Source organism: Streptomyces sp. NPDC047880 (assembly GCF_040706515.1).
Taxonomy (GTDB): domain Bacteria; phylum Actinomycetota; class Actinomycetes; order Streptomycetales; family Streptomycetaceae; genus Streptomyces.
Window position 1 is genome coordinate 53,025 of sequence record NZ_JBEZOK010000020.1, and the last position, 25,775, is coordinate 78,799.

19 protein-coding genes, 1 other RNA gene and 1 pseudogene are annotated in these 25,775 nt (G+C 72.7%); 16 read left to right on the forward strand and 5 right to left on the reverse strand.

The annotated features are described in order from the left end of the window. Positions 1-41: 41 nt before the first annotated feature. Complete coding sequence (locus AB0937_RS26620) at positions 42-1,454, reverse strand: ABC transporter substrate-binding protein (protein ID WP_366714788.1); 1,413 nt, start codon at positions 1,452-1,454, stop codon at positions 42-44. A gap of 175 nt (positions 1,455-1,629) precedes the next feature. After that, the gene (locus AB0937_RS26625; protein ID WP_366714790.1) at positions 1,630-5,643 is read right to left on the reverse strand and encodes an FtsK/SpoIIIE domain-containing protein; all 4,014 of its coding nucleotides are present in this window, start codon (positions 5,641-5,643) and stop codon (positions 1,630-1,632) included. Between the two features lie 362 nt (positions 5,644-6,005). Here AB0937_RS26625 and AB0937_RS26630 point away from each other — a divergent pair, with 362 nt between their 5' ends. From AB0937_RS26630 to AB0937_RS26645, 4 genes are all read left to right on the forward strand, one after another. Continuing rightward, positions 6,006-7,700, forward strand: coding sequence for a serine/threonine-protein kinase (locus AB0937_RS26630; protein ID WP_366714792.1), 1,695 nt, complete (start codon positions 6,006-6,008; stop codon positions 7,698-7,700). Between the two features lie 122 nt (positions 7,701-7,822). Beyond that, positions 7,823-9,070: a serine/threonine-protein kinase gene (locus tag AB0937_RS26635; protein WP_366714794.1), complete on the forward strand. Its 1,248-nt coding sequence runs from the start codon at positions 7,823-7,825 to the stop codon at positions 9,068-9,070. A 59-nt stretch (positions 9,071-9,129) separates the two neighbouring features. Then, positions 9,130-10,236 carry a peptide chain release factor 2 gene (prfB, locus tag AB0937_RS26640; RefSeq protein WP_366714796.1) on the forward strand — a complete coding sequence of 369 codons (1,107 nt, stop codon included), beginning with the start codon at positions 9,130-9,132 and terminating at the stop codon, positions 10,234-10,236. 291 nt (positions 10,237-10,527) lie between these two features. Further along, positions 10,528-11,196: a hypothetical protein gene (locus tag AB0937_RS26645; protein WP_366714798.1), complete on the forward strand. Its 669-nt coding sequence runs from the start codon at positions 10,528-10,530 to the stop codon at positions 11,194-11,196. 106 nt (positions 11,197-11,302) lie between these two features. Here AB0937_RS26645 and AB0937_RS26650 read toward each other — a convergent pair whose 3' ends face one another. After that, on the reverse strand, positions 11,303-11,494 hold the full coding sequence (locus AB0937_RS26650) for a hypothetical protein (RefSeq protein WP_266456471.1): 192 nt from the start codon (positions 11,492-11,494) through the stop codon (positions 11,303-11,305). Between the two features lie 257 nt (positions 11,495-11,751). Here AB0937_RS26650 and ftsE point away from each other — a divergent pair, with 257 nt between their 5' ends. The 5 genes from ftsE (at position 11,752) to ssrA (ending at position 15,654) form a co-directional block, all read left to right on the forward strand. Then, complete coding sequence (gene ftsE, locus AB0937_RS26655) at positions 11,752-12,441, forward strand: cell division ATP-binding protein FtsE (protein WP_361875931.1); 690 nt, start codon at positions 11,752-11,754, stop codon at positions 12,439-12,441. Between the two features lie 40 nt (positions 12,442-12,481). Then, positions 12,482-13,399, forward strand: a complete 918-nt coding sequence (gene ftsX, locus AB0937_RS26660) for a permease-like cell division protein FtsX (RefSeq protein WP_366714801.1) — start codon at positions 12,482-12,484, stop codon at positions 13,397-13,399. Between the two features lie 68 nt (positions 13,400-13,467). Continuing rightward, complete coding sequence (locus AB0937_RS26665) at positions 13,468-14,637, forward strand: S41 family peptidase (protein ID WP_366714803.1); 1,170 nt, start codon at positions 13,468-13,470, stop codon at positions 14,635-14,637. A gap of 46 nt (positions 14,638-14,683) precedes the next feature. Next, a complete protein-coding gene (gene smpB, locus AB0937_RS26670) occupies positions 14,684-15,166 on the forward strand; it encodes an SsrA-binding protein SmpB (RefSeq protein WP_366714805.1) in 483 nt (160 codons plus the stop codon). Positions 15,167-15,265: 99 nt separating this feature from the next. Then, positions 15,266-15,654, forward strand: a transfer-messenger RNA (tmRNA) gene (gene ssrA / locus AB0937_RS26675). Positions 15,655-15,725: 71 nt separating this feature from the next. On the opposite strand, the gene AB0937_RS26680 is transcribed toward ssrA, so the two are convergent. Then, on the reverse strand, positions 15,726-16,421 hold the full coding sequence (locus tag AB0937_RS26680; protein ID WP_366714950.1) for a TIM-barrel domain-containing protein: 696 nt from the start codon (positions 16,419-16,421) through the stop codon (positions 15,726-15,728). Then, positions 16,401-17,564, reverse strand: a pseudogene (locus AB0937_RS26685) (MFS transporter); the annotation flags it as partial. The pseudogene AB0937_RS26685 and the gene AB0937_RS26680, both read right to left, overlap by 21 nt. Positions 17,565-17,812: 248 nt before the next feature. On the opposite strand from AB0937_RS26685, the gene AB0937_RS26690 reads away from it, so the two are divergent. The 7 genes from AB0937_RS26690 to AB0937_RS26720 all read left to right on the forward strand — a co-directional run. After that, positions 17,813-18,058 (forward strand): hypothetical protein, encoded by a 246-nt coding sequence (locus tag AB0937_RS26690; RefSeq protein ID WP_366714807.1) that lies wholly within the window; start codon positions 17,813-17,815, stop codon positions 18,056-18,058. A gap of 12 nt (positions 18,059-18,070) precedes the next feature. Then, positions 18,071-18,922 (forward strand): hypothetical protein, encoded by an 852-nt coding sequence (locus AB0937_RS26695; protein WP_366714809.1) that lies wholly within the window; start codon positions 18,071-18,073, stop codon positions 18,920-18,922. A 52-nt stretch (positions 18,923-18,974) separates the two neighbouring features. Beyond that, a complete protein-coding gene (locus AB0937_RS26700; protein ID WP_366714811.1) occupies positions 18,975-19,940 on the forward strand; it encodes a LysR family transcriptional regulator in 966 nt (321 codons plus the stop codon). Between the two features lie 318 nt (positions 19,941-20,258). Continuing rightward, positions 20,259-21,128, forward strand: coding sequence for a hypothetical protein (locus AB0937_RS26705; RefSeq protein WP_366714813.1), 870 nt, complete (start codon positions 20,259-20,261; stop codon positions 21,126-21,128). 339 nt (positions 21,129-21,467) lie between these two features. Then, on the forward strand, positions 21,468-23,660 hold the full coding sequence (locus tag AB0937_RS26710; RefSeq protein WP_366714815.1) for a bifunctional polysaccharide deacetylase/glycosyltransferase family 2 protein: 2,193 nt from the start codon (positions 21,468-21,470) through the stop codon (positions 23,658-23,660). After that, positions 23,657-24,856: an acyltransferase gene (locus tag AB0937_RS26715; protein ID WP_366714817.1), complete on the forward strand. Its 1,200-nt coding sequence runs from the start codon at positions 23,657-23,659 to the stop codon at positions 24,854-24,856. Before AB0937_RS26710 ends, AB0937_RS26715 begins: the two co-directional genes overlap by 4 nt. A gap of 85 nt (positions 24,857-24,941) precedes the next feature. After that, positions 24,942-25,775, forward strand: an 834-nt coding sequence (locus AB0937_RS26720; protein WP_366714819.1) for a hypothetical protein, incomplete at its 3' end; no start/stop codon positions are given.

Below are 25,775 nucleotides of genomic sequence, written 5' to 3' on the forward strand. Positions count from 1 at the left end.
GGGGCTTGGTGCTCCCTGCCGCCGGGACCGACGACACGACGTCAGTTCCCGTAGGCCGCGGCCGCTTCGGCCTCCAGCTTCGCCTGCGTCCCCGCGACGTCCTTCGGGTTCTTCAGGAAGTCCTGGAGGATCTTCCACTCGCCCTTGCCGGGCGTACCGCCGAAGGCCTGCGGGGCCTGGTCGGACATGTCGAAGCGGAAGTCGTCACCGGCGTCGATGAGCGCCTTGGCGATCTTCTGCTGCACCGCGTTCGGATAGTCGGAGTTCGGCACGTTCTTGTTGGGCGAGAGGTAGCCGCCCAGCTTGGCCTGGATCGACGCCGCGTCCGGGGAGGCGAGCCAGGTGGCCAGGGCCTGCGACCCCTTCGAGTCCTCCAGGATCACGGCCGCGTCACCGCCCGAGACAACCGGACCCTGGTCACCCACGGCCGGGAACGGGAACACCTTCGCGTCCGTCCCGATCTTCATGCTCGACGGGATGTTGACCTGCGCGAAGTCACCCGCCGCGACCATGGCCGCCTTGGGCTGGTCCCCGCCGGTGAAGACCTGCGTGACGGAGGCCGGGAAGTCGGTCTGCAAGGCCCCGCTCGCCCCGCCGGCGATCCAGTCGGGCTTGCCCCAGACCTGCGCGAGGGTGGTCAGCGCGTCCTTCACGGACGGGTCCGTCCACTTGATCTCGTGCTTGGCCAGCTGGTCGTACTTCTCCGGGCCGGCCTGGGAGAGGTAGACGTTCTCGAACCAGTCGGTCAGCGTCCAGCCCTCGGCCGCGCCGATGGAGAACGGGGTGACGCCGGAGTCGAAGACCGTCTGCGCGGTGTTGAGCAGATCCGGCCAGGTCTCGGGCTCACTGGCCCCCGCGTTCTCGAAGACCTGGTTGTTGTACCAGATCAGCGACTTGTTGGCGGCCTTGTAGTAGACGCCGTACGGCTTGCCGTTCACCTTGCCGATGTCCTGCCAGCCCTGCGAGTAGTTCTCGCCGAGCTCCTTGACGGTGTCGGAGCCCAGCGGTTTGGCCCAGCCCTTGTCGACGGCCTGCTTGATGGCGCCGGGCTGCGGCAGCATCACGATGTCCGGCGGCTGCCCGCCGGCCACCTTCGAACCGATGAAGTTGATGATCGGGTCCTGTGCGGGCACGAACGTGACCTCGGCGCCCGTGCGCTTCTCGAACTCCTGCAGGACCTTCTTGAAGTTGGCCTGTTCGGTGCCGCTCCACACGGCTGCGACCTCGAGGCTCGTCCCGTCCAGCTTCGGAAGGGTGACGTTGTTTGCTGATGCCGTGGTGTCGCCCGTGCTTCCACCGCTGTCGTTGTCGCTGCTTCCACAGGCGGAGAGCGAGAGCGCGAGGGCTCCCGCCGCTACGGCGGCCGCGGCCTTGACGGCTCTGCGGCCCTGGGGGGTCGCCGTGTCCCGCTCGGGCGACCAGCGTGTCCGGATGGTGCTGCTCGTCATGCGCATGACTGCCCCGTTCTTCGTTCCTCGTCGAACGTCGAGCGCGCTCCCGTGCGATCTGGTCTACGCCCGGGTGTATGGGGGCGGCAAGATGGCGTCGGCTGTCAAGCGGGGGATCGTGACTCCCTCGTGACCAGGGACGCGGCCCCACGACGCGGCGGAGGCCGAAGGCCCTCCCCGCTCACAGGAGCGACGGCACCTTCGCAGCCACGACCTCCCGTGCCGCCCTTTCCAGCGCACTGGCCAACAGTGCCAGGTCGGTCGGGCCGTTTCCGAGTTCCCGCACCGGGCGCCGGGCCGGAGGGTCACCCATGCGGTGCCATTCCAGGGGTACGACCGTGGGACGCAGCGTCGCCGTCCGGGGTATCCGGCCGGTGACCCGGCCGCCCTGGAACGGGGTGACCCGCCCGTCAGCCCCGGTCAGCCGCCCCCGGCCGGGCGCGGGCTCCTCCGGACCCGGGGCCGGGGCGTCCAGCGCCACACGCAGCGTGGCCCGGCGCGCCGGTTCGGTCTCCGCCGTACGGGCGCACGGGCCGGTGGCCGCGACCAGATGCACGCCGAGCCGCTCACCCTCACGGGCCACGGCCTCCAGGGCGCGCATCACCGACCCGGCCGCGGGCCGCCCGGTCGAGCCGAGCGCGGGGGAGACCAGCGCGTCCAGGTCGTCCACGACCACGACGAGCCGGGGCAGCGGCGGTGCGGCCGCCTCCGTCTGCCGCCGGGCCGCTCCCGGCCGCAGCCGCATGGTGGAACTCGACGGGGATTCGAGGTCGCCGGACCCCGCGGCGGACGTCGCCTCGGTCCGGGCGCCGCCCCGGGCCGTCGCCGTGCGCTGCGCGACCATACGGCCCGACAGCTCGCGGCCGGTGTGCCACTCGGCGAAGCCGGACCGCCCGAGCAACTCGGCGCGCCGCTTCAGCTCGGCGCTCAGGGACTGCGCGAACTCCCGCATCCGGACCGGGTCGTGCGCCATGAGAAGGGTGGTGACGTGCGGGACGTCCGTACACACCCGCAGTCCCTCGCCCTGGCCGCCGCCCGCGCCCGGGCCGCCCCGGCCGTCGACCAGCACGATGCCGAGGCGATCCGGCCGCTCGGCGGCGGCCAGGGATGCGACGACCGACCGCAGCAGCTCCGTACGGCCGCTGCCCGGCGGGCCCTCGATCAGCAGGTGCGGCCCCTGGGCCGCGAGGTCCACGCCGACCGGGCCGCGCGGCCCGGCGCCCAGCACCGCGCGCACGCGTCCGCCCAGCGCCTCGGCGTCGTCGGCCGCGTCCGCCCAGCGCGCCATCAGCGACGCCGGGGTGGCGCGGGCCAGCCCCAGTTCGTCCAGCAGGCGGGCCGCCTGCGGCAGCGGCGCGGAGACCCGCGGCTGGCGCTCGCTCGCCGGGCCGTCCGTCCGCAGCGGCGCCAGCGCCCGGGCGAACCGCTCCGCCCAGGCCGTGGAGACGGCGTCGACGGTGGCGACGGTGCCGTGCCCGACGGGCCCGGCCGACGAGCCGTCACCGCCGGCCCGGGCCACCCGCATCAGCCGCAGGGCCGTCGCCACGTCCCCGCTGAGCAGCGCGACCGCGCCGCACTGCCGGAAGGTCGGCGCCACCGAGCAGGCCGCCTCGTACGTGTCCGTCACCGGCGAGGCCGGGGAGGCGGCGGACGTCTCGGCCAGGCAGACCACGTGGATCCCGGCGCGGGGACCCTCCAGCGCCAGCCGCCCGAGGGCCCCGCGCAGGTCGGCACCGCCGGGATCGCCGTCGACGACCACGACGGTGTACGGACCCGGGAAACCGCCGGCCGTGTCGGTGCCGGCGTCGTCGGCCAGGGCCCAGGAGGGTCGGCGGGGGCCCGGGACGGTCCGGCTCCGGGGCACGGCGCCGGTCGGCTGTGAGCCGCCGCTCACCGAGGCACTCGGCGGCGGACCGCCGAGCCCCGCGTCCGCCAGCTGGTCCTCCAGACGGCGGGTCAGCTCGTCGACGCGGGCGGCGGCCTGCTCCCGGTCGTGCGCCAGGAGCAGCCGGCAGTCCTGGCCGTGCCCCGGGCGCACGTGCGGCAGCCAGCCCAGCCAGGACCACTCGGCGGTGCGCTCCTCCAGGGGACGGGAGCGGTCCGCGGCGATCAGGACGATCTCCAGCAGGTCGGGGGAGTGCAGCGCGGCGAGCTGGGCCAGGACGCCCCGGGCCAGCCCGGTCAGCCGCGCCCGCGGCCCGGCCAGTCCCAGGGCGCCGACCTCGCGCAGCCCGGCCGTCACGGGGACGGCCGGCAGCAGACCCGAGCCGTCCGGCGCCGCCCGGTCGGCCGTACCGAGGCGTATGGCGAGAGCCTCCGGGTGGCCGGGGCCGCGCTCCCACAGCCGGGGGCCGGGCCCCAGTGCGGTGAGCAGCAGCGTGGCCGGGTCCGGCCAGGTCTCCGGCACGGCCGGCACGACGACCGGGTGGTGCTCTGCGGCCGCCACGGCGGCCGATTCGTCCTCGTACGCCTCGCGTGGTTCCGTCGCCTGCTCGCCACGCCCTCCGGTGAGCCGCCGGGCCCACGCACCGAGCCCGCCACGCCTGCGGGTCTGCGGAGGCATGTCGGTGCCGCGCAGGGGAGTGCCCTTGCGGCCGCGACCGGCACGCTGGTCGGCGAGGGCCGCGTCGTCGGTGCCGGTGTCCGGGTTCCAGGGGCGGTGATCGCCTCCGTCCGTGGCGCCGGCGCCGTACGCCGGTGCGATGCGGTCCGGGACCGCTTCGCCGGACGCCCCGGCCGCGGAACGACCCGCGTGCGTGTCCCCGGCGCCGCCCGCCGGCCGGCCCGCATCGCGCTGCCGTGCGGGGTCGGCCGGAGCGGCGTCGTGCCGCCGGGCGGTCCGGAGGGGGTCCTCCGGTGAACCGGTGCGCGCTCCGTGCGCCTCCGCGGACCTCTGCGCGGCCCCGGCGACCGTCTGGCGACGCGTCTCACCTCCGGTGCCGCCGGTCGGCACATCACTCCACCCGTCCCCTGCGTGGGCCGCGCCTCCGGGACCGGGGGACGGCACCTCGCTCCGGCGGTCTCCCGCACGGGCCGTGCCCGCATCACCGGGGGAGCGCACCTGTTTCCGGCTCCCCGCCGAGGGGTGTTCGCCCCCGGCTCCCGGGGACGGCATGTCGCTCCGGCGGTCTCCCGAGGGGGCCGCGCCTCCGCTGCTCGCGGCGAGCGCTTCGCCGGCCTGGCCCCGCTCCTGCGACCCGGCCCGACCCCGCTCCCGCGGCGCCTCGGCCCCTGAGCCCCTGTCCTCTTTCCGCGGCGCTTCCGGCGCCGAGCCCGTGCCCTCGCTCCCGCTCCGCGGCGCTTCCGGCGCCGAGCCCGTGCCCTCGCTCCCGCTCCGCGGCGCGCGCGGCGCCGAACCCGCGGCCTCGCCCTCGATCCGGGGCGCAGCGCCCTGTCCCGGCACCACGGCGGGGTCGGCGGGGCCATGACCGGTGGCACCCGGCGCGCCCCAGGCCGCCGAGCCGTGGGCGTGGTGCGCGGGGCCCGCGGGGCCCGTCGGACCCGGAGCCGCCGCGCCGATCCGGGGTGCCCCGGCGGGCCCGGCCACGCGCACGTGCCCCTCCCCGTCCGGAGTCGTCTCCACCCGGCCCCCCGGCCCCCCGGCCGGAGCCAGCCGCAGGGCCGACTCGCCGATCCGCAGCAGCGCACCCGGCACGAAGGGGACGGCCCGGCCGCCGATCCGCGCGCCGCTCACCGTCGTGCCGTTCGTGGAGTCCAGGTCGGCCACCGCGAAGCGGCCGTCCGCGCCCACCGTCACCGCGCAGTGCAGCCGGGAGACGTCCGGGTCGTCGAGCGGTACGTCGGCGTCCGCGGAACGGCCGATGCGGATCTCGCCGCCGTGCAGCAGATGGACACCGCCGGCGTCGGGACCGGCCACGACCTGGAGCTGGGCCGGGGCGTCCGCCAGCTCCGGGTGCGGCTCCGGCTCGCCGGGCGCGCCGACGGACAGCACGGCACCATCGGTCAGCGGCGGCTCGCCGAGCGTGCAGCGCTGGGCGTCCAGCCGCTGCTCCCCGGCGTACAGCACGGGCGCGCCCGAACCGTCACCGCCGGTGACCGCCTGGGCGAGCGCCGACGCCACCGCGGCGAGCGCCGTACCGGCGGGGGCCGTGACCAGCACGTCGCTGCGCGGGGCGCGGTCCCGCGCCGGCGCCGACGGGCCCAGCGGATCTACGACGGTCAGCCGGATCTGCATCGCCGTCAGCGGTCCCTTCTGCCCGGGCGCGGAGTCCCCCGCCCCGCCCCAGCACGTCGGCCAGTACTGGCAGCATCCTCGCACCTGCCACTGACAGAGCGCCCCTCGCTCCGGAAAAGGTGATCTTGATTGGTCGGCTCTGCCCGTAAAAGTGCCTGAGAGATGACCCACAGGCGATCGCTTGAGATCACTCACGTTCCCCTGCGGCAACCACGAGACCGAGGTGAGCGTCTTTCCTTCGAACGAGTGTGAGGGGCGCTACGTAAGACCCACAGAAAGACGACACTCCGGTCCCCGGCCCCCCGGCACTACAGTGGGTCGGACAGGCCAGCAGGCAAGGCAAGCACCAGGGAGCGCATGACGTGCGGCCGGTAGGCAGCAAGTACCTGCTCGAGGAGCCGCTCGGACGCGGCGCCACGGGCACCGTCTGGCGAGCCCGCCAGCGCGAGACGGCGGGCGCCGAGGCCGCCGTGCCCGGACAGCCCGGCGAGACCGTCGCGATCAAGGTCCTCAAGGAGGAGCTGGCCGGCGACCCGGACATCGTCATGCGGTTCCTGCGTGAGCGGTCCGTCCTGCTGCGGCTGACCCACCCGAACATCGTCCGGGTCCGTGACCTGGTCGTCGAGGGCGAGCTGCTGGCGCTGGTCATGGACCTCGTCGAGGGCCCGGACCTGCACCGCTACCTGCGCGAGAACGGCCCGTTCACCCCGGTCGCCGCGGCCCTGCTCACCGCCCAGATCGCCGACGCGCTCGCCGCCAGCCACGCCGACGGCGTCGTCCACCGCGACCTCAAGCCGGCCAACGTCCTGCTCCAGCAGTACGACGGGCAGATGCACCCGCTGCTCACCGACTTCGGCATCGCCCGGCTGGCCGACTCCCCGGGCCTGACCCGCACCCAGGAGTTCGTCGGCACGCCCGCGTACGTGGCCCCCGAGTCCGCCGAGGGCCGCCCGCAGACCTCCGCCGTCGACATCTACGGCGCCGGCATCCTGCTGTACGAGCTGGTCACCGGCCGCCCGCCGTTCTCCGGCGGCTCCGCCCTCGAGGTGCTGCACCAGCACCTGAGCTCCGAGCCGCGCCGCCCCTCCACGGTCCCCGACCCGCTGTGGACGGTCATCGAGCGCTGCCTGCGCAAGAACCCGGACGAGCGCCCGAGCGCCGAGAACCTCGCCCGCGGCCTGCGCGTCGTCGCCGAGGGCATCGGGGTGCACGCTAACTCCGCGCAGATCGGCGCCGCCGAGGGCGTCGGCATGCTGCTCGCGCCCGACCCGGCCCCCGCGCCGGTGCCGGACATGCCCGGCTCGGCCGACCCCACCCAGGTCCTCCCGCAGGGCGCCGGCGCCTACGACCCGAACGCCGCGACCAGCGTCCTGCCGCACACCACCGGCCCGGCCGGCGCCGCCGACCCCACCGCCGTCATGAACCACCACCGGGGCGCGGCCGACCCGACCGCCGTCATGCCGCCGGTCCCGCCGGGCTCGCCCGGCCACCCCGGACAGCAGGGCCAGCAGGGCGGCCCCGAGGACCCGCACCCCTGGCAGAACCAGCTGCGCGCGGCCCGCGACCGCAACGAGCAGACGCAGGTCCAGTACCTCGACCCGAACGAGGACCCGCTGCGCCGCCGCCCCCAGCGTCAGGTCGCCCGGCCCCAGCAGCCCCCGCGCCGCCAGGCGCCCCCGCCCGGGCCCGGCTACGGCCACCCGCAGCAGCAGCCCCAGCAGTACGCGCCGCAGCCGCAGCGGCCCCAGCCGCCGCAGCGCTACGCACCGCCCGCGCCCCCGGCCCAGCCCCAGCAGCCGCAGCGGCCCCAGCGCGAGCCCCGGCAGCCGCGGCAGCGCAGTGCCAACCCGATGCGGATCCCCGGCCTGGGCTGCCTGAAGGGCTGCCTCTTCACGATCGTCATCCTGTTCGTCGCGGGCTGGCTGGTGTGGGAACTGAGCCCGCTCCAGGAGTGGATCGGCACCGGCAAGGGCTACTGGGACCAGCTCACCGACTGGTTCTCCACCGTGACCGGCTGGTTCGAGAAGCTCGGCGGGAGCGGTTCCGGCACGAACTGACCGGAACCGCCCTGCGGGGTTGGTGATTTGTCGACACCCGGCGGGTGATTTCCGCCTCCTCGGTGAAGGTTGGCTCTCCGGACGCGTAGTTTTAGCGACAACACGCGTCGGTAGGAGCAGCCTTGGCACGGAAGATCGGCAGCCGGTACACCGCCCACCAGATCCTCGGGCGGGGCAGCGCCGGCACGGTGTGGCTGGGCGAGGGTCCCGAAGGCCCCGTCGCCATCAAACTGCTGCGCGAGGACCTCGCGTCCGACCAGGAACTCGTCGGACGCTTCGTCCAGGAGCGCACGGCGCTGCTCGGCCTGGAGCACCCGCACGTGGTGTCCGTGCGCGACCTGGTCGTCGACGGCAACGACCTGGCGCTCGTCATGGACCTCGTCCGCGGCACGGACCTGCGCACCCGGCTGGACCGGGACCGGCGCCTGGCCCCCGAGGCGGCCGTCGCGATCGCGGCCGACATCGCCGACGGACTGGCTGCCGCGCACGCCGCGGGAGTGGTGCACCGGGACGTCAAGCCCGAGAACGTGCTCCTGGACATGCAGGGCCCGCTCGGCCCCGGCGGCTCCCACCGCGCGCTGCTGACCGACTTCGGCGTGGCCAAGCTCATCGACACCCCGCGCCGCACCAAGGCCACCAAGATCATCGGCACTCCGGACTACCTCGCCCCGGAGATAGTCGAGGGCCTCCCCCCGCGCGCGTCCGTCGACATCTACGCGCTCGCCACGGTCCTCTACGAGCTGCTGGCCGGCTTCACCCCCTTCGGCGGCGGCCACCCGGGCGCGGTCCTGCGCCGGCACGTCACGGAGACCGTCGTCCCGCTGCCCGGCATCCCCGACGAGCTGTGGCAGCTGCTGGTGCAGTGCCTGGCCAAGGCCCCGGCCTCGCGGCTGCGGGCCTCGGAGCTCGGGGTCCGGCTGCGGGAGCTGCTGCCGATGCTGGCGGGCATGCCCCCGCTGGAGGTCGACGAGCCGGACACCGAGACCGCGGAGGAGCCCGACCGGGAGGAACAGCCCGCCGGACCGGCGCCGGCCGGGGAGCGGGTCCGGCGGCGGGGCGCGGTCCCGCTGGTGCCGGGGGCGAAGCCCACCGACTCCAACCGGGACACTCACACCTCGATGCGCGTCCCCGCCCCCGACGAGCTGGCCGGCGGCGCCCACGGCACGGCCCGGGCCCCGCGGACCCCGGGCGCCCCGCGCCCCGGCTCGGCCCGCAACCGAGCCGCCACCCGGCGCCGCCGCGTGGCCCTGGGAGCGGGCGCGGTCGCCCTCGCGGCGGCGATCGGCGTCGGCGCCTGGCTGACCACGTCGGGCGACGACGGGGGCGCACCTCCCCAGGACACGAAGAACTCGGCCCCGCAGTCCCCCTGAGCCCGGCAGCCCGGGCCGCCCTGCGATGGCCGACGGGCGGAGCCGTTACGCTGGAGGGCGTGGCAGTCGTCGACGTATCCGAAGAGCTCAAGTCCCTCTCCTCGACCATGGAGTCGATCGAGGCCGTTCTGGACCTCGACAAACTGAGGGCAGACATCGCCGTGCTCGAGGAGCAGGCGGCCGCGCCGTCCCTCTGGGACAACCCCGATGAGGCGCAGAAGATCACCAGCAAGCTGTCCCACCTCCAGGCCGAGGTGCGCAAGGCCGAGGCCCTGCGCGGTCGCATCGACGACCTGGGAGTCCTCTTCGAGATGGCCGAGGAGGAGGACGACCCGGACACCCGCGCCGAGGCCGAGTCCGAGCTCGCCGCCGTGAAGAAGGCGCTGGACGAGATGGAGGTCCGCACCCTCCTGTCCGGCGAGTACGACTCGCGTGAGGCCGTGGTGAACATCCGCGCCGAGGCCGGCGGCGTCGACGCCGCCGACTTCGCCGAGAAGCTCCAGCGCATGTACCTGCGCTGGGCCGAGCAGCGCGGCTACAAGACCGAGATCTACGAGACGTCGTACGCGGAAGAGGCCGGCATCAAGTCGACCACCTTCGCCGTCCAGGCGCCCTACGCCTACGGCACGCTCTCCGTCGAGCAGGGCACGCACCGGCTCGTGCGCATCTCGCCCTTCGACAACCAGGGCCGTCGCCAGACGTCCTTCGCGGGCGTGGAGATCCTGCCCGTGGTCGAGCAGACCGACCACATCGAGATCGACGAGTCCGAACTGCGCGTGGACGTGTACCGCTCGTCCGGCCCCGGCGGCCAGGGCGTCAACACCACCGACTCCGCGGTGCGCCTCACCCACATCCCCACCGGCATCGTCGTCTCCTGCCAGAACGAGCGCTCGCAGATCCAGAACAAGGCCACGGCCATGAACGTGCTCCAGGCCAAGCTGCTGGAGCGGCGCCGCCAGGAGGAGCAGGCCAAGATGGACGCCCTCAAGGGCGACGGCGGCAACTCCTGGGGCAACCAGATGCGTTCCTACGTCCTGCACCCGTACCAGATGGTGAAGGACCTGCGCACCGAGTTCGAGGTCGGCAACCCCGAGTCGGTGTTCAACGGCGAGATCGACGGATTCCTCGAAGCCGGAATTCGCTGGCGCAAGCAGCAGGAGAAGTAAGTTTGTCGACAAGGCAACTGCCGCCTCCCGGGCGGCAGTTGCCTTTTCCGTACCCCCATGTCCGGGTTTTACATCACACTCACAGCCCTGGACTCCCGGCATAACTCCCGTAGTTGGACACGACGGCCGTAAACGGCCTTGACGTGTTCTTGAAAAATGGGAAGGGTAAAGCGCGGCATGCGTGTCTCTGGGGCGCATGTGAACCGGGGCGCCTTTTCACCGCAGCCGTCCCCGTCGAGCACAGCCCCGAGCGCTGCCTAATGACGATGAGCTACTGGGGGTAGCAACCACATGACGAAGAAGACGCGGATCCGTGTCGCGCGGATAGCGGCCGGTGCCGTGATCGCCGCCGGTGCCTCGCTGACCGCCGCCGGTGCGGCATCCGCTCTCGACCTGGGTGTGAGCGTCGGCCTCGGCGACACCGGCGTCGGTGTCGGCGTGAGTGCCGGCGACGACGAGCCGACCGACCCGGCCCCGACCGACCCGCCGACCGAGCTCCCGACCGACCCGCCCACGGACCTCCCGACGGACCCGCCGTCGACCGAGGAGCCCACCGAGGAGCCGACCGAGCCCACGGAAGAGCCCACCGAGCCGACCGAGGACCCGACGGACGCCCCGTCCGACCCGGGCAACGGGAACGGCACCGGCGGCGGCAACGGTGGCGACAACGGCAACGGTGGCGGTAACGGCAACGGCAACGGTGGCAGCACCGGCGGCGGCAACAACGCCGACCCCGACGGCGGCACCTCGCCGCAGGAGGAGGGCTCCTCCGCCCTCACCGACACCGGCTCCGGCTCCACCCCGGCCCCGCAGGCCCAGGGCAAGGGCCAGGAGCTCGCCGAGACGGGTGCCGCGCAGACCACCTTCCTGGTGATCGGCGCCGCCACGATGATCGCCGGCGGTGTCGGCTTCCGCCTGCTGCCCCGCCTCGTGAGCGGCCGCGGCGGCGCTGCCGCCTGACGGTAGCCACGTCCGTACGGACCGTGCGCCCAGAGCGACACACCGAGGGCCCGGAGCGACACGCTCCGGGCCCTCGGCCATATCGGCAGGGGGGCGGCTTACGCCCTTACGCGGTCTGGTGCGCCAGCAGGGCCACCGCCGCGATCAGCACCGTCAGCAGGGCGATGAGAGTCATCGGGTTCAGGCCCGCCAGGAAGTTCTCCTGCTGCAGCCGCTCACGGTTCGCGCGGCACACGGGGCAGCGGCCCTCGTTCACGGGGGACGCGCAGTTCGCGCACACCAGCCGGTCGTACGTCATGCGCTTGCCCTCCTTGCACCGGTTCCACGGTGTCCAACGTCCGTGGGGGTGGGAATGTTCCCCCTCCACTTTGCCAGGTTCCGTCGGCCGTCGCGCGGCTGCGCGATTTCTGTGGCTGTACGCACAGTGCCCGCGCGCCCTCCGACGCTCGGCACAAAACGGCACATCCGTGGCGCAACCACGGTCGGTGACTGCGATGCCCCACCCGGTTCGCGTATGGTCACGCTCATCTACCCCCGGCGACCCGTGGTGCATCCGTGATCCGATTCGACAACGTGTCCAAGGTCTACCCCAAGCAGACCCGCCCCGCCCTCAGGGATGTCTCCCTGGAGGTCGAGAAGGGCGAGTTCGTCTTCCTCGTGGGGTCCTCCGGCTCCGGAAAGTCCACCTTCCTGCGGCTGATCCTCCGCGAGGAGCGGTGCAGTCACGGTCAGGTGCACGTTCTGGGCAAGGACCTCGCCCGCCTCTCCAACTGGAAGGTGCCGCAGATGCGGCGCCAGCTGGGGACGGTGTTCCAGGACTTCCGCCTGCTGCCGAACAAGACGGTCGGCGAGAACGTCGCCTTCGCGCAGGAGGTCATCGGCAAGTCGCGCGGCGAGATCCGCAAGTCCGTGCCGCAGGTGCTCGACCTCGTCGGGCTCGGCGGCAAGGAGGGCCGGATGCCCGGCGAGCTCTCCGGTGGTGAACAGCAGCGCGTCGCCATCGCGCGGGCCTTCGTCAACCGGCCGAAGCTCCTCATCGCCGACGAGCCCACCGGCAACCTCGACCCGCAGACCTCCGTCGGCATCATGAAGCTGCTCGACCGCATCAACCGGACGGGCACGACCGTCGTGATGGCCACCCACGACCAGAACATCGTCGACCAGATGCGCAAGCGCGTCATCGAACTGGAGAAGGGCCGCCTCGTCCGCGACCAGGCCCGCGGCGTCTACGGCTACCAGCACTGACACCGCACCCGAGATCCACGGAAAGGCATAACCAGTCGCCATGCGCGCCCAGTTCGTCCTGTCGGAGATCGGTGTCGGTCTCCGCCGCAACCTGACGATGACCTTCGCCGTCGTCGTCTCCGTCGCCCTGTCGCTCGCCCTGTTCGGCGGGTCGCTCCTGATGAGCGACCAGGTGAACACCATGAAGGGCTACTGGTACGACAAGGTCAACGTCTCGGTCTTCCTCTGCAACAAGAGCGACGCCGAGTCCGACCCCAACTGCGCCAAGGGGGCGGTGACCGACGACCAGAAGAAGCAGATCAAGGCCGACCTCGACAAGATGAACGTCGTCCAGGCGGTCGCGTACGAGTCGCAGGACCAGGCGTACAAGCACTACAAGGAGCAGTTCGGCGACTCCCCGCTGGCCAGCTCCCTCACGCCGGACCAGATGCAGGAGTCGTACCGCATCAAGCTGAAGGACCCGGAGAAGTACCAGGTCATCGCCACCGCGTTCAACGGCCGGGACGGCGTGCAGTCCGTGCAGGACCAGAAGGGCATCCTGGACAACCTCTTCAAGCTGCTGAACGGCATGAACTGGGCCGCCCGCGCGGTGATGGCGCTGATGCTGGTCGTGGCGCTGATGCTGATCGTCAACACGGTGCGTGTCTCGGCGTTCAGCCGCCGGCGTGAGACGGGCATCATGCGGCTGGTCGGCGCCTCCGGCTTCTACATCCAGGCGCCGTTCATCATGGAGGCCGCGGTCGCCGGACTCATCGGCGGCACCCTCGCGTGCGGCTTCCTGCTGGTCGCGCGCTACTTCCTCATCGACCACGGACTGGCCCTGGCCGACCAGCTGACACTGATCAACTTCATCGGCTGGGACGCCGTCCTCACCAAGCTGCCGCTCATCCTCGCGACGAGCCTTCTGATGCCCGCGTTGGCCGCGTTCTTCGCGCTGCGCAAGTACTTGAAGGTGTGACGCACGCCAAGAAGGGCCGTGCGGTCAACCGACCGTACGGCCCTTCCGCTTGTCCTAGACTCACCGGCATGTCAGGTCGTGACCCGTTCTGTCAGCCCCGTCGTATCCGTCGTGGGGCCGCCCTGACGTTGGTGTTCGCGAGCGTGCTCGCCGCCGGTGCGGCCACCGGGGCGTTGCCGCAGGGCCAGGGGAAGTCCGCCCCGGACGAGGTCCGTTCGTCCGCTACGGCCGGGCACCACGCGGACGTCGCGCGGGCCGCCGAGGAGGCCATGGCCGACGGCAAGTCGCCGCTCCAGGCCGCCAAGCGCGCCGTCAGCCGCAGCGGGGACCGCTGGGGCGCCGTCTACTCGCAGGGCGAGTACGAGGAGTTCGAGAAGTCCCTCGACGGCCAGTACACCGGCGTCGGCCTGTGGGCCCGCAGCGAACGGGACGGCCGTATCGAGGTGACGAAGGTGCGCGCCGGGTCGCCCGCGGCCACCGCCGGGATCCGCCCCGGTGACCTGCTGCGCAGCGTCGACGGGGAGCGTACCGACGGGCGGCCCGTCACCGAGGTCGTCTCCTTACTGCGCGGGGACGCCACCGACGCACCCGCGGGCACCACCGTCCGTCTCGGCCTGGAGCGCGGCACACGCGCGTGGACCGAGACCGTGCGCCGGGCCCAGCTGCCCACGGACTCGGTCACCGTCCGGGAACTCGCCGGCCGGGTCACCCTCATCAAGGTCGCCACCTTCACCAAGGGCTCCGGCCACCAGGTCCGCGAAGCCGTCCGGCAGTCCCCGCCCGGCGCCGGGATCGTCCTCGACCTGCGCGGCAACTCCGGCGGCCTGGTCACCGAGGCCGTGACCGCCGCTTCCGCCTTCCTCGACGGCGGCCTGGTCGCCACCTACGACGTCGAGGGCGAGCAGCGAGCCCTGCACGCCGAGTCCGGCGGCGACACCACGAGACCGCTGGTCACGCTCGTCGACGGCGGGACGATGAGCGCGGCCGAGCTCGTCACCGGCGCCGTACAGGACCGCGGACGGGCGCTCGTCGTGGGCTCCCGCACCTTCGGCAAGGGCTCGGTCCAGATGCCGAACCGGCTGCCCGACGGCTCCGTCGCCGAGCTGACCGTGGGGCACTACCGCACCCCTTCCGGCCGCGGCGTCGACGGCCGGGGCATCACGCCCGACCTGGAGACCGGCGAGGACGCCCTCCAGCGGGCCGGTACCGTGCTGCGCGGTCTCGCGAGCCCCTCGTAATCGACTTTCCGCCGGGGCCCTCCGTAGTGCGAAAATGGTCGGCACTATGGCTAAGGAAAAAGGGCGCAAGCTGATCGCGCAGAACAAGAAGGCGCGGCACGACTACCTCATCATCGACACCTACGAGGCCGGCCTGGTCCTCACCGGGACCGAGGTGAAGTCCCTGCGCCAGGGACGGGCGTCGCTGGTCGACGGCTTCGTGCAGCTGGACCAGGACGAGGCGTGGCTGTACAACGTGCACGTGCCGGAGTACAGCCAGGGCACGTGGACCAACCACAGCGCCCGGCGCAAGCGGAAGCTGCTGCTGCACCGCGCCGAGATCGACAAGCTGGCGTCGAAGTCGGGCGAGACCGGCCACACCATCGTGCCCCTCGCGCTGTACTTCAAGGACGGCCGGGCCAAGGTCGAGATCGCGCTGGCCAAGGGCAAGAAGGAGTACGACAAGCGTCAGACGCTCCGCGAGAAGCAGGACCGGCGCGAGACCGACCGCGCGATCGCCGCGGTGCGGCGGCGCCAGCGCGGGGCGTAGGGAATACGCTGGCACCGACCTGCGTTGGTCACGTACGATGGTGACTGCACCCCACCGAGGGTGCGCGGCCCTCTCCGGAGGGATTTGTCAACACAACATGGGGATGATCGGTTTCGACAGCGGCTGTCGAAGCAGGGGAAGCGTGTCGAGGAAGCGGCAATGATCTCGTAAACCATATGTCGCAAAAAATAATCGCCAATACCAAGCGCGATTCCCAGTCCTTCGCCCTCGCTGCCTGATAAGCAGTGACTGAAGGACCCTAAATGGGTGTCAGCCCGGGAGCGTTCCCGGCCCGGATCCTGGCATAAGCTAGGGAACTAAACCATCGAGCCCGGTCACGGGGTTCGGTGGGAAATCAAACAGTGACTGGGCCCGTCGGCGACTTGTTCGCGTGATCGCCGGGGCCGAGAAAATCACAGCGAACTGCACACGGAGAAGCCCTGATTCTGCACCGTTGGACGCGGGTTCGATTCCCGCCATCTCCACTCATCCCATGTGGGCGAAGGCCCCGCCGCTTCCGAGCGGCGGGGCCTTTGTCATGGGGTCGTCCAGCTCGTGATCACCGTTCGAGTTCCAGGGTGAGGGAATCCGTGCCGGGCGTGGCCTGGATCTCGCGGGTGCCCGCGGTCAGGGTCCAGGCGGCTTTCGGGGCGGTGCACGTCGCCGACAGGGTGTTGCCCTCGCGGGCGACCGTGAAGGTCACGTCCCCGACCGGGACCGTCACCTCGTCGCCCGGGCGGAGGCCGTATGCCCGCAGGGTCACCCCGTCGGCGTGGTCGTAGTCCGGGCGGTCGTCCCGCGCGCCGACCGGGATCACCGCGCCGGGCCGGACCAGCAGCGGCGCACTCAGGAAGCCGTGGCGCTCGCGGACCCAGCGCGGCCCGGTCACCGTCTCGCCGGTCAGGAAGTGCGTCCAGGTGCCCTCGGGGACGTAGTACGTGACGTCCCCCTCGTCGCTGAAGACAGGGGCGACCAGCAGATCCGGGCCCAGCATGTACTGCCGTTCCAGATGCGCGCACCCCGGGTCGCCGGGGAACTCCAGCACCATGGCCCGCATCATGGGCAGGCCCTCGGTGTGGGCCGTGCGGGCCGCCTCGTACAGGTAGGGCATGAGGCGCAGCTTCAGCCGGATGAAGCTGCGGGCCACGTCGACCGACTCCTCGTCGAACTGCCAGGGCACCCGGTAGGAGCTGTGGGCCGTGAGGATCCGGGTGAAGCGATTCGATGCCACGGGCAGCGACAAGGCCAGGGTCACGGCCGCAGCCGTCACCGGGAGGGCGTAGCCCGTCGTCGGCGAGAGGTGCTCCACCGTCCAGCCGCCGAGCGCGCTGCCGCCGGCGATGCCGCCCAGCAGGCCGGTCACCGCGAGCGTCATGCCCTCGTTGAGCCGGCCCTCGGGGGTGCGCTCCTGGATCAGCGTCATGGTCGTGACCATCGTCGGGGCCGTGGCCATCCCGGCGACCAGCAGCGCGGCCGCCAGGAGGGGCAGCGAACCGGTGAGGGCCGCGGCCAGCAGCGGCAGGGTCAGCAGCGCGGCCATCGCGGCCACGCACCAGGGCAGCCGGGCCGCGGCCGGTCCGGCGGGGTTCACGGCGCCGTACAGCAGGCCCGCCACGCAGGAGCCCGCGGCCTGGAGCGCGAGCACGATCCCGGCCGCCGACTGCCGCCCCTGCGCGTCGGCGAAGGCCAGCGTGACGACCTCCGTCGCGCCGAAGACGCCGCCCATCGCCAGGCAGACCGCGAGCAGCGGCGGGATGCCGGGGGCGCGCAACGGTGCCTTGCCGGGTATGCGGGCGCGGACCGGGGGCTCCGTGGCGCGCTGGGCGGTGAACAGGACCATGCCGGTCAGCAGCAGCACCCCGCCCACGAGGGTGCCCGCCTCGGGGAAGAGCGTCCCGCACAGGAAGGCCGCGAGCACCGGACCGAGCATGAAGCACAGCTCGTCCACGGCCTGCTCGAAGGAGTTGGCGGTGTGCAGCGCCTTCGCGTCGCCGGCCAGCAGGTGTGCCCAGCGGGCCCGGGACATGCCGCCGGTGTTGGGGGTCGTGGCGGTGGCGGCGTAGGAGGCGAACAGGGTCCAGTCGGGGGCGCCGTGGCGCACGCACAGCAGCAGGGAGAGGGAGCCGAGCACGGCGACCATCGTGGCGGGCAGGGCCACCCGGGCCTGGCCGTGGCGGTCGACGAGCCGTGCGATCCACGGCGCGACCAGCGCGGTCGCCGCGAGACCCGTCGCCGTGACGGCACCGGCGAGGGCGTACGAGCCCCGGGTCCCGGCGATCATCACGACCGCGCTGACACTGAACATGCCCATCGGCAGCCGGGCGATGAGGTTCCCGGCGGTGAACGCGCGGGCACCCGGCAGGCGGAACAGGCGGCGGTACGGGGAGAGTTGCGGCATGCGTCCACCGTCGCCCGGAGGCGATCAAGCGGTCCAACACCTGTTCCGTGCGCATTCACGCACCTGGGTTGTGGATCCGTGGCGCGCGTCCGGAAGCCCATGGCGACAAATATGCGCCCCTTGTTTTTCATACAGGAATATGAAGATGACGGATGCTTCTCATGACGCGTGGAAAAGATGCTCATTCGCGAAAATCCTTCACTCGTTTGCCGCGCATCCGGTGAAGTGGGCCGACGGTTAGTCGGTACATGACCGAGGCGACCAGGAAAGACGGCTGGGCGGTAACGCTCGGCCCGTACACCTACATTCCCGCTCCAGCGCACTCGCCGGCGACAGCCAACGGGACGCTCACCAAAGGGGGTTGCCCGGTCGCGCTGCAGGCGACCGAGGCGGTGCTGCGCGATTTCATCGACGCCATGAGTACTCTGGAAAAGGATCTTGCCCGGCGGTGGATCAGTGCGACGGATTGGCCCGCTTTCGCGCTCGCGGAATAAGCGGGGCACGCCATGTACGACAAAGTAGAGGGCACCGGCCGGCACCGGGCTCCGGCCCGGGACTTCATCACGCCCCTGACCCCGCCTGACCCGACCTGGGACCCCGCCGAGGAACTGGCGTTCATTCTCGAGGAGGCACTCGGGGAACAGGCGGCGAGGATTCCCTCCCCCCGTGACGAGGACCTGGTTCCGCCCCCGGCTCCGGCCGAGGACCCGGCATCGGCCTCCGTCCACGGGGGCCACATGCGGCGCCTCCAGGACATCACCGAGGAACTGCCGCCCGTGCGGGAGGTCCCGCGGCGCCACCGCAAGGTCAGGACCCGCAATGCCATCGGCGTGCTCCGCACCACCAGCTTCCTCGTCGCGGCGCTGGCGGCCGTCATCGCCTCCGCGGTGAGCGTCCTGAGCGGCATCGTCGCCTACGACCCGCTGCGCCTGGTCGCCGCGTCCCCGGCGGCGCGGGGGCTGCGCACGTGGTGGCCCCTGCTGGTCTACGGACCCTGGCTGGTGGGCTCCCTGTCCGTCCTGCGGGCCGCGCTGCACCAGCGCCGTGCCGTGCACTCCTGGTTCGTGGTCCTGGTCTTCTCCTGCATCGCCGTACTGCTGTGCGTCGTCCAGGCGCCCCGGACCGTCCTCGGCACCGCGGCGGCGGCCCTGCCCGGTCTCGCGGCCCTGGCGTGCTTCCAGCAGGTCGTCCGCCAGATCACCCTGACCAGACCGCCGATGCGCTCGGTACCCCGGCACCGGGTGGGCCAGGCCGCGCCGACGACCGGCGCGGAGGGCCACAAGGGTGCGGAGGGCCTGAGGGGAACGGACCCGTGCAGAACCCAGGGCGTCACGCCACGCAGGCCCCCCGGCCTCTGACCTGCCCGGCACCCCCGCGTGCCCCGCCCCGGGGCCGCTGTAGGTTCACCGCATGTCCGTCCACCTCGACCCCCGCCTCTTGCGTGGCTTCGTGACCGTCGCCGAGGAGTTGCACTTCACGCGTGCCGCGGTGCGGTTGCACGTGGCCCAGCAGGCGCTCAGCCGGGACGTGCGGCGGCTGGAGCGGGAGCTGGGGGCCGAGTTGTTCGTACGGACCACCCGGCAGGTGACGCTCACTCCCGACGGGGAGCGGCTGCTGCCGTACGCCCGCCGGGTGCTGCGGGCGCAGGACGAACTGCTCGCCGCCTTCGGCCAGGCCCGGCCGCTGCTGGTCGACCTCAACTCCCCGGGCCTGGCCACACCCCGCCGGGTACTGCACGAGGCGCGTGAACTCGCGCCCCGGCACGAGCTGATGGCCCGCTACGAGAGCGGCCTGACCGGAGCCGCCGGTGACCTGCTGGCCGGCCGGCTGGACGCGTCGTTCGGGCGGTTCGCCGGACTGGACCCGGCGCTGCGGGCCGGACTCGACCACCAGCCCGTGCGTTTCGAGCCGATGGCGGTCGTACTGCCGCAGGACCACCGGCTGGCCGCGTGGGAGTCCGTACCGCTGGCCGAGCTGGCCGGCGAGAGCGTCTACGCGGGCGCCGGCAACCCGCGCACGCCCGAGTGGACCGGGCTCGCGCGGTTGCTGTTCGAGGGCCGGGGCATCGATATCGCGCCACCCGCGCCGCTGGCCGTGGGGGAGGAGGAGTTCCAGCGCATCATGGCCAGAACGCGCAACCCGATCCTCGCCGTCGTGGAGTTCCCCGCCCTGCCGTCGACGGTGGTGCGGCCCCTGGTCGACCCGGTCCCGCTGTCCCCCGTCTCCCTGGTGTGGCGCAAGGGCCTGACCCACCCCGCGTTCGACGCGCTGCGCCGGGCGGCGGCCCGGCTGACCAGGGCGGAGGGGTGGCTGCGCAGGCCCGCGGGGGCCTGGATCCCGGCCGTGGACGATGTCCTCATGCTGTCTCACCGCTGACACGATTCGATACGGCGCACACACAGAACCTGCGCGTGCGCTACATTCGACGCCTGAGCACGGTGTGGTAAGAGGGGGCGCTCGGACGGGTGGGGGCCCGGTCCGACGGCGGGTGCTCAGGTCGTCAAGCGCACCTGAACCATCCCTGGGGGGAAGTGCGTGCGCGTGAAACAGTGGCGAGAAGACGCCCAACCCGAGTGGCCCGAGGCCGCTACCACTACCGGCGAATTGCCGTCGGACGGCGGAGTCCGGAGCAGAAGAGCGACGCAGGTCTTTCCCGGCGGTGACGTCCGGACGACCGGCCACCGGCCGGCCGCCGTGACCGAGGTACTGGGCGGCATTCCACGCCAGAGCGACGGTGAGGCCGACTCGCTCGCCCGGGAACCGGGGAGCCGGACCGCGGTCCGCGACCCCTGGCAGGAGCGGGACGAGCCGGACCCGTCGGAACACGCGCCCGACACGGACGGTCAGACCCACGATCCGCACGAGGTCACCGTCCAGCTCGACGCCGTGCAGCTCGGGGACGGCTTCCTGCGCCAGGCCAAGGCGGGCACGGGCGCCGAGGCCCCGGCCGACCGGCCCGTCTTCGTCGACGAGTCCGGCCGCCGCAGCCGCCGCTACCGCCGGATCGGCATGGCCGTCGCGCTGGCCTGCGGGGTCTACGCCGTCGTCATCCTCGCCACGCTGCTGTCGGGCAACTCCAACGCCCCCTGGCTGCCCGTGCCGACGAAGCAGGACAACCCTCCGGCAGGGCAGGTCGACACCCCGCCGCTGACCGCCGAGTCGGCACCGCCCGAAGACACCGGCGCCACCGCCCCGGGCAGCACACCCGCGACCGGCGACGCCACGGCACCCGTACCCGGCACCGGCGGCGACGCCGCCGCGCCCGACGCGACCGCCGGCCCCGGCAGCCGTCCCGACGCGTCCGCCAAGCCCTCGCCGACGGCGACCCGAACCACCCCGAAGCCGGGCACCAAGACCACCGACCCGGCCCCGACCAAACCGGCGGACCCGCCGAGCACGCCGGCCATCGACCCGACACCGACGGGTGAGGCCTCGCCGCAGCCCACGGAGACGACGGGCACCGACGGCGACGGCGGCACCGTCGCGGAAGGCCCGGCCGAGCCGCAGCCCGTGGCAGAGGGCCCGGCCGAGCCGCAGCCCTCAGCCGAGACGCCCGCCGCCTAGACCGCGCCGCCGCCCGGGTCGCGTCGCCGCCTGAACCCGCGTCGCCGCCCGGCCGCGTCGCGACGCGGCGCCCGCCGCTCCGGGCGCCGTACCCCCTCCCCGCCGGCCGGGCGCGCCCCCGACGGGCCCGGCCGTCCGGAGGAACCCGAGCCCCCGACCAGGGGCCCACCTCACCGGCAGCCGCTCCCACCGTCCCGCCCCGCTCATCCGGCGGGACCCCAGGACGTCGCGGGCACCGCGCGCAACTGCGACGTCCCCGCCCGGCCGGACCCCACCACACCGTCCGCCCGCCCCCGTCCCCGTGCCACCCCATCCGCACCACCCGGAGTACCACCACCCATGGCATCCCGAATCCGCCGTTCCGGGCCCGCGCCGCGAGCCCGTGGCGGCTCCAGGCGCCGGCGCCTGCCCATGCGCCTGTTGCTGCCCCTGCTCGTACTCGTCGCGCTGGGGGCGATGCTCATGCTGCGCGGCTACGTGCACAGCGAGGTCCTCGCCGACCACCGCGTCGGACCGCCCGCGGCGAACGACCGCGTCCCGAAGGACATCCTCAAGGGCGGCCCGGTCATCGACACCCGCGGCGGGAAGGCGACCAGCCTGGACCTCCCGGACCACGAACTGGTGCTGACCTTCGACGACGGCCCCGACCCGATGTGGACGCCCAAGGTCCTCGACGTGCTGAAGAAGCACGACGCCCGCGCCGTCTTCTTCATCACCGGCACCATGGCCTCCCGCTACCCGGACCTCGTCCAGCGCATGGTCGACGAGGGCCACGAGATCGGACTGCACACCTTCAACCACCCCGACCTGTCGCTGCAGAGCAAGAGCCGGGTCGACTGGGAGCTGTCGCAGAACCAGCTCGCGCTCGCCGGCGCGGCCGGCATCCGCACCTCGCTGTTCCGCCCGCCCTACTCGTCGTTCGCCCAGAACATGGACAACAACACCTGGCCGGTCACCGAGTACATCGGCAGCAAGGGCTACATCACCGTCGTCAACGACACCGACAGCGAGGACTGGCGCAAGCCCGGGGCCGAGCAGATCATCCGCAACGCCACGCCGAAGAACGGCGCCGGCGCCGTCGTGCTGATGCACGACTCCGGCGGCAACCGCTCCCAGACCGTCGCCGCCCTCGACCGGTACGTCTCCGGACTGCAGGCCAAGGGCTACCGCTTCCACACCCTCACCGGCGCACTCGACGCGCCCAGCGCGCACACCCGGGTCGCCGGACTGGAGTCGCTGAAGGGCGAGGCGTGGGTCTTCCTGGTGCAGGCCTCCGAGAAGATGACCGGGTTCCTCGTCGCCGGCCTCGCCGTCGTCGGCGTGCTGGTCTTCGCGCGGCTCGGGCTGATGCTGATCCTCTCCGTGGCGCACGCCCACCGGGTCCGGCGCCGCGATTTCCGCTGGGGCGACCCCGTCACCGAACCGGTGTCCGTCCTCGTGCCCGCCTACAACGAGGCCAAGTGCATCGAGCAGACGGTCCGCTCCCTGGTCGCCAGCGACCACCCCATCGAGGTGCTGGTCATCGACGACGGCTCCAGCGACGGCACCGCCCGCATCGTCGAGAACCTGGGCCTGCCCGGCGTACGCGTCGTCCGCCAGCTCAACGCGGGCAAGCCCGCCGCCCTCAACCGGGGCATCGCCAACGCCAAGTACGACCTGATCGTGATGATGGACGGTGACACCGTCTTCGAGCCGACCACCGTCCGCGAACTCGTCCAGCCCTTCGGCGACCCGCGGGTCGGCGCCGTCGCGGGCAACGCGAAGGTCGGCAACCGGGACTCGCTCATCGGCGCCTGGCAGCACATCGAGTACGTGATGGGCTTCAACCTCGACCGCCGCATGTACGACGTGCTGCGCTGCATGCCCACCATCCCCGGCGCGGTCGGGGCGTTCCGGCGCAGCGCACTGGAACGCGTCGGCGGCATGAGCGACGACACGCTCGCCGAGGACACCGACATCACCATGGCCATGCACCGCGACGGCTGGCACGTGGTGTACGCCGAGAAGGCCGTCGCCTGGACCGAGGCCCCGGAGTCCGTCCAGCAGCTGTGGTCCCAGCGCTACCGCTGGTCGTACGGCACCATGCAGGCCATCTGGAAGCACCGCCGGTCCGTCATCGAGCGGGGACCCTCGGGCCGCTTCGGCCGGGTGGGCATGCCGCTGGTGTCGATGTTCATGGTCGTGGCGCCGCTGCTGGCCCCGCTGATCGACGTGTTCCTGCTGTACGGGCTGGTGTTCGGGCCCACGGAGAAGACCATCGGCGCCTGGCTGGGCGTCCTCGCAGTGCAAGGGGTGTGCGCGGCCTACGCGTTCCACCTGGACAAGGAACGCATGACCCACCTGATCTCACTCCCGCTCCAGCAACTCCTCTACCGCCAGCTCATGTACGTCGTCCTGCTCCAGTCGTGGATCACCGCCCTCACCGGCGGCCGGCTGCGCTGGCAGAAGCTGCGGCGCACCGGCGCGGTGGGCCTGCCCGGTGCCGGTTCCTCCGCGCCCCAGCCGCAGATGGACGGGAGGCCGGTCGGATGACCACGCACGCCACTCCCGTCACCGAGGCCGCGCCCGGCGAGGCGGCCCCCGTCCAGAAGCCCGGCCGCGACCGGTACTTCGACCTGCTGCGCGCCCTCGCCCTGTTCCGTGTCGTGCTCTACCACCTGACGGGCTGGGCCTGGCTGCCCCTGGTGTTCCCGTCCATGGGCGTGATGTTCGCGCTCGCCGGGAACCTCATGGCCCGCTCCCTGAAGCGCCCCGCCGTGCAGGTGATCCGCGGCCGGATGCGGCGGCTGCTGCCCCCGCTGTGGCTGCTCGGCGTCGTCGGCGTCACCGGCATGGTCCTCCAGGGCTGGGGCCCGGACGAGGACGGGCACCCCGGCTGGTGGCTGCTCCACCTCACCTTCTGGATCGTCCCGCTCAGCGACCCGCCCTACGCGGAGGGCCTGCCCGGCGTCCACGGCTTCATCGGCGAGAACTGGGCCGCCGACTTCGCCGGTCCGCTCTGGTACATCCGCGCCTACCTCTGGTACGTCCTGCTCTCCCCGGTGCTGCTGAAGGCCCTGCGCGCCCTGCCGGTCCTCACGATCCTCATGCCGATCGCCCTGGCCGTCGGCTTCGAGCAGGGCTGGATCACGCTGCCCGGCGAGCGGATCCCCTCGGCGCTCACGGACTTCTCCACCTTCGGCGCCTGCTGGATCCTCGGCATGGCCCACCAGGAGGGCATCCTGCGGCGGCTGCCGCGCTACATCGTGCCGTCCGTCGCACCCGTCATCGCGCTGGCCGGCCTCTGGTACGCCATGCACCACGACTTCGGCACCGGCAACGACCTCGACAGCATGCCGCTGGCCCAGGCCCTGTGGTCCTTCGGGACGGTGTTCCTGCTGCTGCACCTCAGCCCGTCCTGGACGGAATGGCCGCGCCGGCTGCGCCCCTTCGCGGGCACGATCACGCTCCTCAACTCCCGGGCCGTGACCATCTACCTGTGGCACAACACCTGCATCCTCATCGCCGCCACCCTCTGGGACCAGCTGTGGGGCTTCCCGCTGCTGGAACAGAACGTGCCCGGGCTGCTGGAGAGCGTGTGGCCGGTGCTGGTCCTGGTCTGGATCCTGATCGGCTGCTGCGTCCTGGCGTTCGGCTGGGCGGAGGACCTGGCGGCGAAGCAGAAGCCCCGGTTGTGGCCGACGGGCGAACCCCGGGCGAAGTCCCGCGGAAGCCGGAGGCGCGCCTGACGGGACCCCTTTCCCCCGGGCTCATCCAGTGTGCAAAACTGCCCGAGTTGCGGTTGTGAACAGGGTGGCCCGGGGGAGCGGTGGAATGAGCAAGCGGCAGACACAGAAGATGCTGAGGCTGCTGGCGAGCGGGGAACCGGTCGAGCTGACCAGCCCGATGGCGTCCGTGAAGAAGCTCGCCCGGCTGGCCTTCGTGGCCCAGCAGTTCGGCTACGAGTACGCCGACGTCCGCCAGAGCAACGGCCGCAGCGGCGCGCTCACCATGCTGCTCGTGCCCGACCCGAGCCCCCAGGCCCGGGCCCGGGCCGGGCAGAACTGGGCGCAGTACCCCCATGCCGCAGACGGTGTCTCCCTGCCGCCCCTGGTGCCGGAGGCCTTCGAACTCCTCAAGGCCCGCATCAACTTCGACCTCACCGGCAAGAACGCCGAGAAGCGCATGGGGTACGGGGCCCTGGGCGTCAGCGTCGGCTGTGTGATCCTCGCCTTCCGGTTCGGCGGGCAGTCGGACGACTTCGTCGCGGCCGGTGTGGTGTGGCTGCTGCTCATGGCGGTCTTCGGCATCGGCCTCGTGGTGACGCGCAAGCGCAACGCCAAGTTCTCCGCCCGGCTGCAGGCGGCGGGCTTCACGCCGGTGCACGACGAGACCGGGCGGCTGCGGTATCTGCCGCCGGGGGCGCAGTTGCCCGGGCAGGGCAATCCGTTCGCGGGCGGCGCCTACGCCCAGCCCGCCCCGGGGGCCCATCCCGGTCAGCCCTCCCCGGCGCCGTACGCCGCCCAGCCCGCGCCCGGCCCCTATCCCGGTCAGCCCGCCCCGGGTCCGTACGCCGGTCAGCCCGCCCCGGGTCCGTACGCCGGTCAGCCCGCCCCGGGTCCGTACGCCGGTCAGCCCGCCCCGGGTCCGTACGCCGGTCAGCCCGCC

What these genes read in the sequence shown, in the direction of transcription:
- AB0937_RS26665 (WP_366714803.1), top strand. Translation starts at nt 13,468, where the DNA reads ATGTCAGGTCGTGACCCGTTCTGTCAGCCCCGTCGTATCCGTCGTGGG.
- AB0937_RS26700 (WP_366714811.1), top strand. Translation starts at nt 18,975, where the DNA reads ATGTCCGTCCACCTCGACCCCCGCCTCTTGCGTGGCTTCGTGACCGTC.
- ftsX (WP_366714801.1), top strand. Translation starts at nt 12,482, where the DNA reads ATGCGCGCCCAGTTCGTCCTGTCGGAGATCGGTGTCGGTCTCCGCCGC.
- AB0937_RS26710 (WP_366714815.1), top strand. Translation starts at nt 21,468, where the DNA reads ATGGCATCCCGAATCCGCCGTTCCGGGCCCGCGCCGCGAGCCCGTGGC.
- AB0937_RS26695 (WP_366714809.1), top strand. Translation starts at nt 18,071, where the DNA reads ATGTACGACAAAGTAGAGGGCACCGGCCGGCACCGGGCTCCGGCCCGG.
- AB0937_RS26645 (WP_366714798.1), top strand. Translation starts at nt 10,528, where the DNA reads ATGACGAAGAAGACGCGGATCCGTGTCGCGCGGATAGCGGCCGGTGCC.
- AB0937_RS26690 (WP_366714807.1), top strand. Translation starts at nt 17,813, where the DNA reads ATGACCGAGGCGACCAGGAAAGACGGCTGGGCGGTAACGCTCGGCCCG.
- AB0937_RS26715 (WP_366714817.1), top strand. Translation starts at nt 23,657, where the DNA reads ATGACCACGCACGCCACTCCCGTCACCGAGGCCGCGCCCGGCGAGGCG.
- AB0937_RS26620 (WP_366714788.1), bottom strand. Translation starts at nt 1,454, where the DNA reads ATGCGCATGACGAGCAGCACCATCCGGACACGCTGGTCGCCCGAGCGG.
- AB0937_RS26650 (WP_266456471.1), bottom strand. Translation starts at nt 11,494, where the DNA reads ATGACGTACGACCGGCTGGTGTGCGCGAACTGCGCGTCCCCCGTGAAC.
- smpB (WP_366714805.1), top strand. Translation starts at nt 14,684, where the DNA reads ATGGCTAAGGAAAAAGGGCGCAAGCTGATCGCGCAGAACAAGAAGGCG.
- AB0937_RS26625 (WP_366714790.1), bottom strand. Translation starts at nt 5,643, where the DNA reads ATGCAGATCCGGCTGACCGTCGTAGATCCGCTGGGCCCGTCGGCGCCG.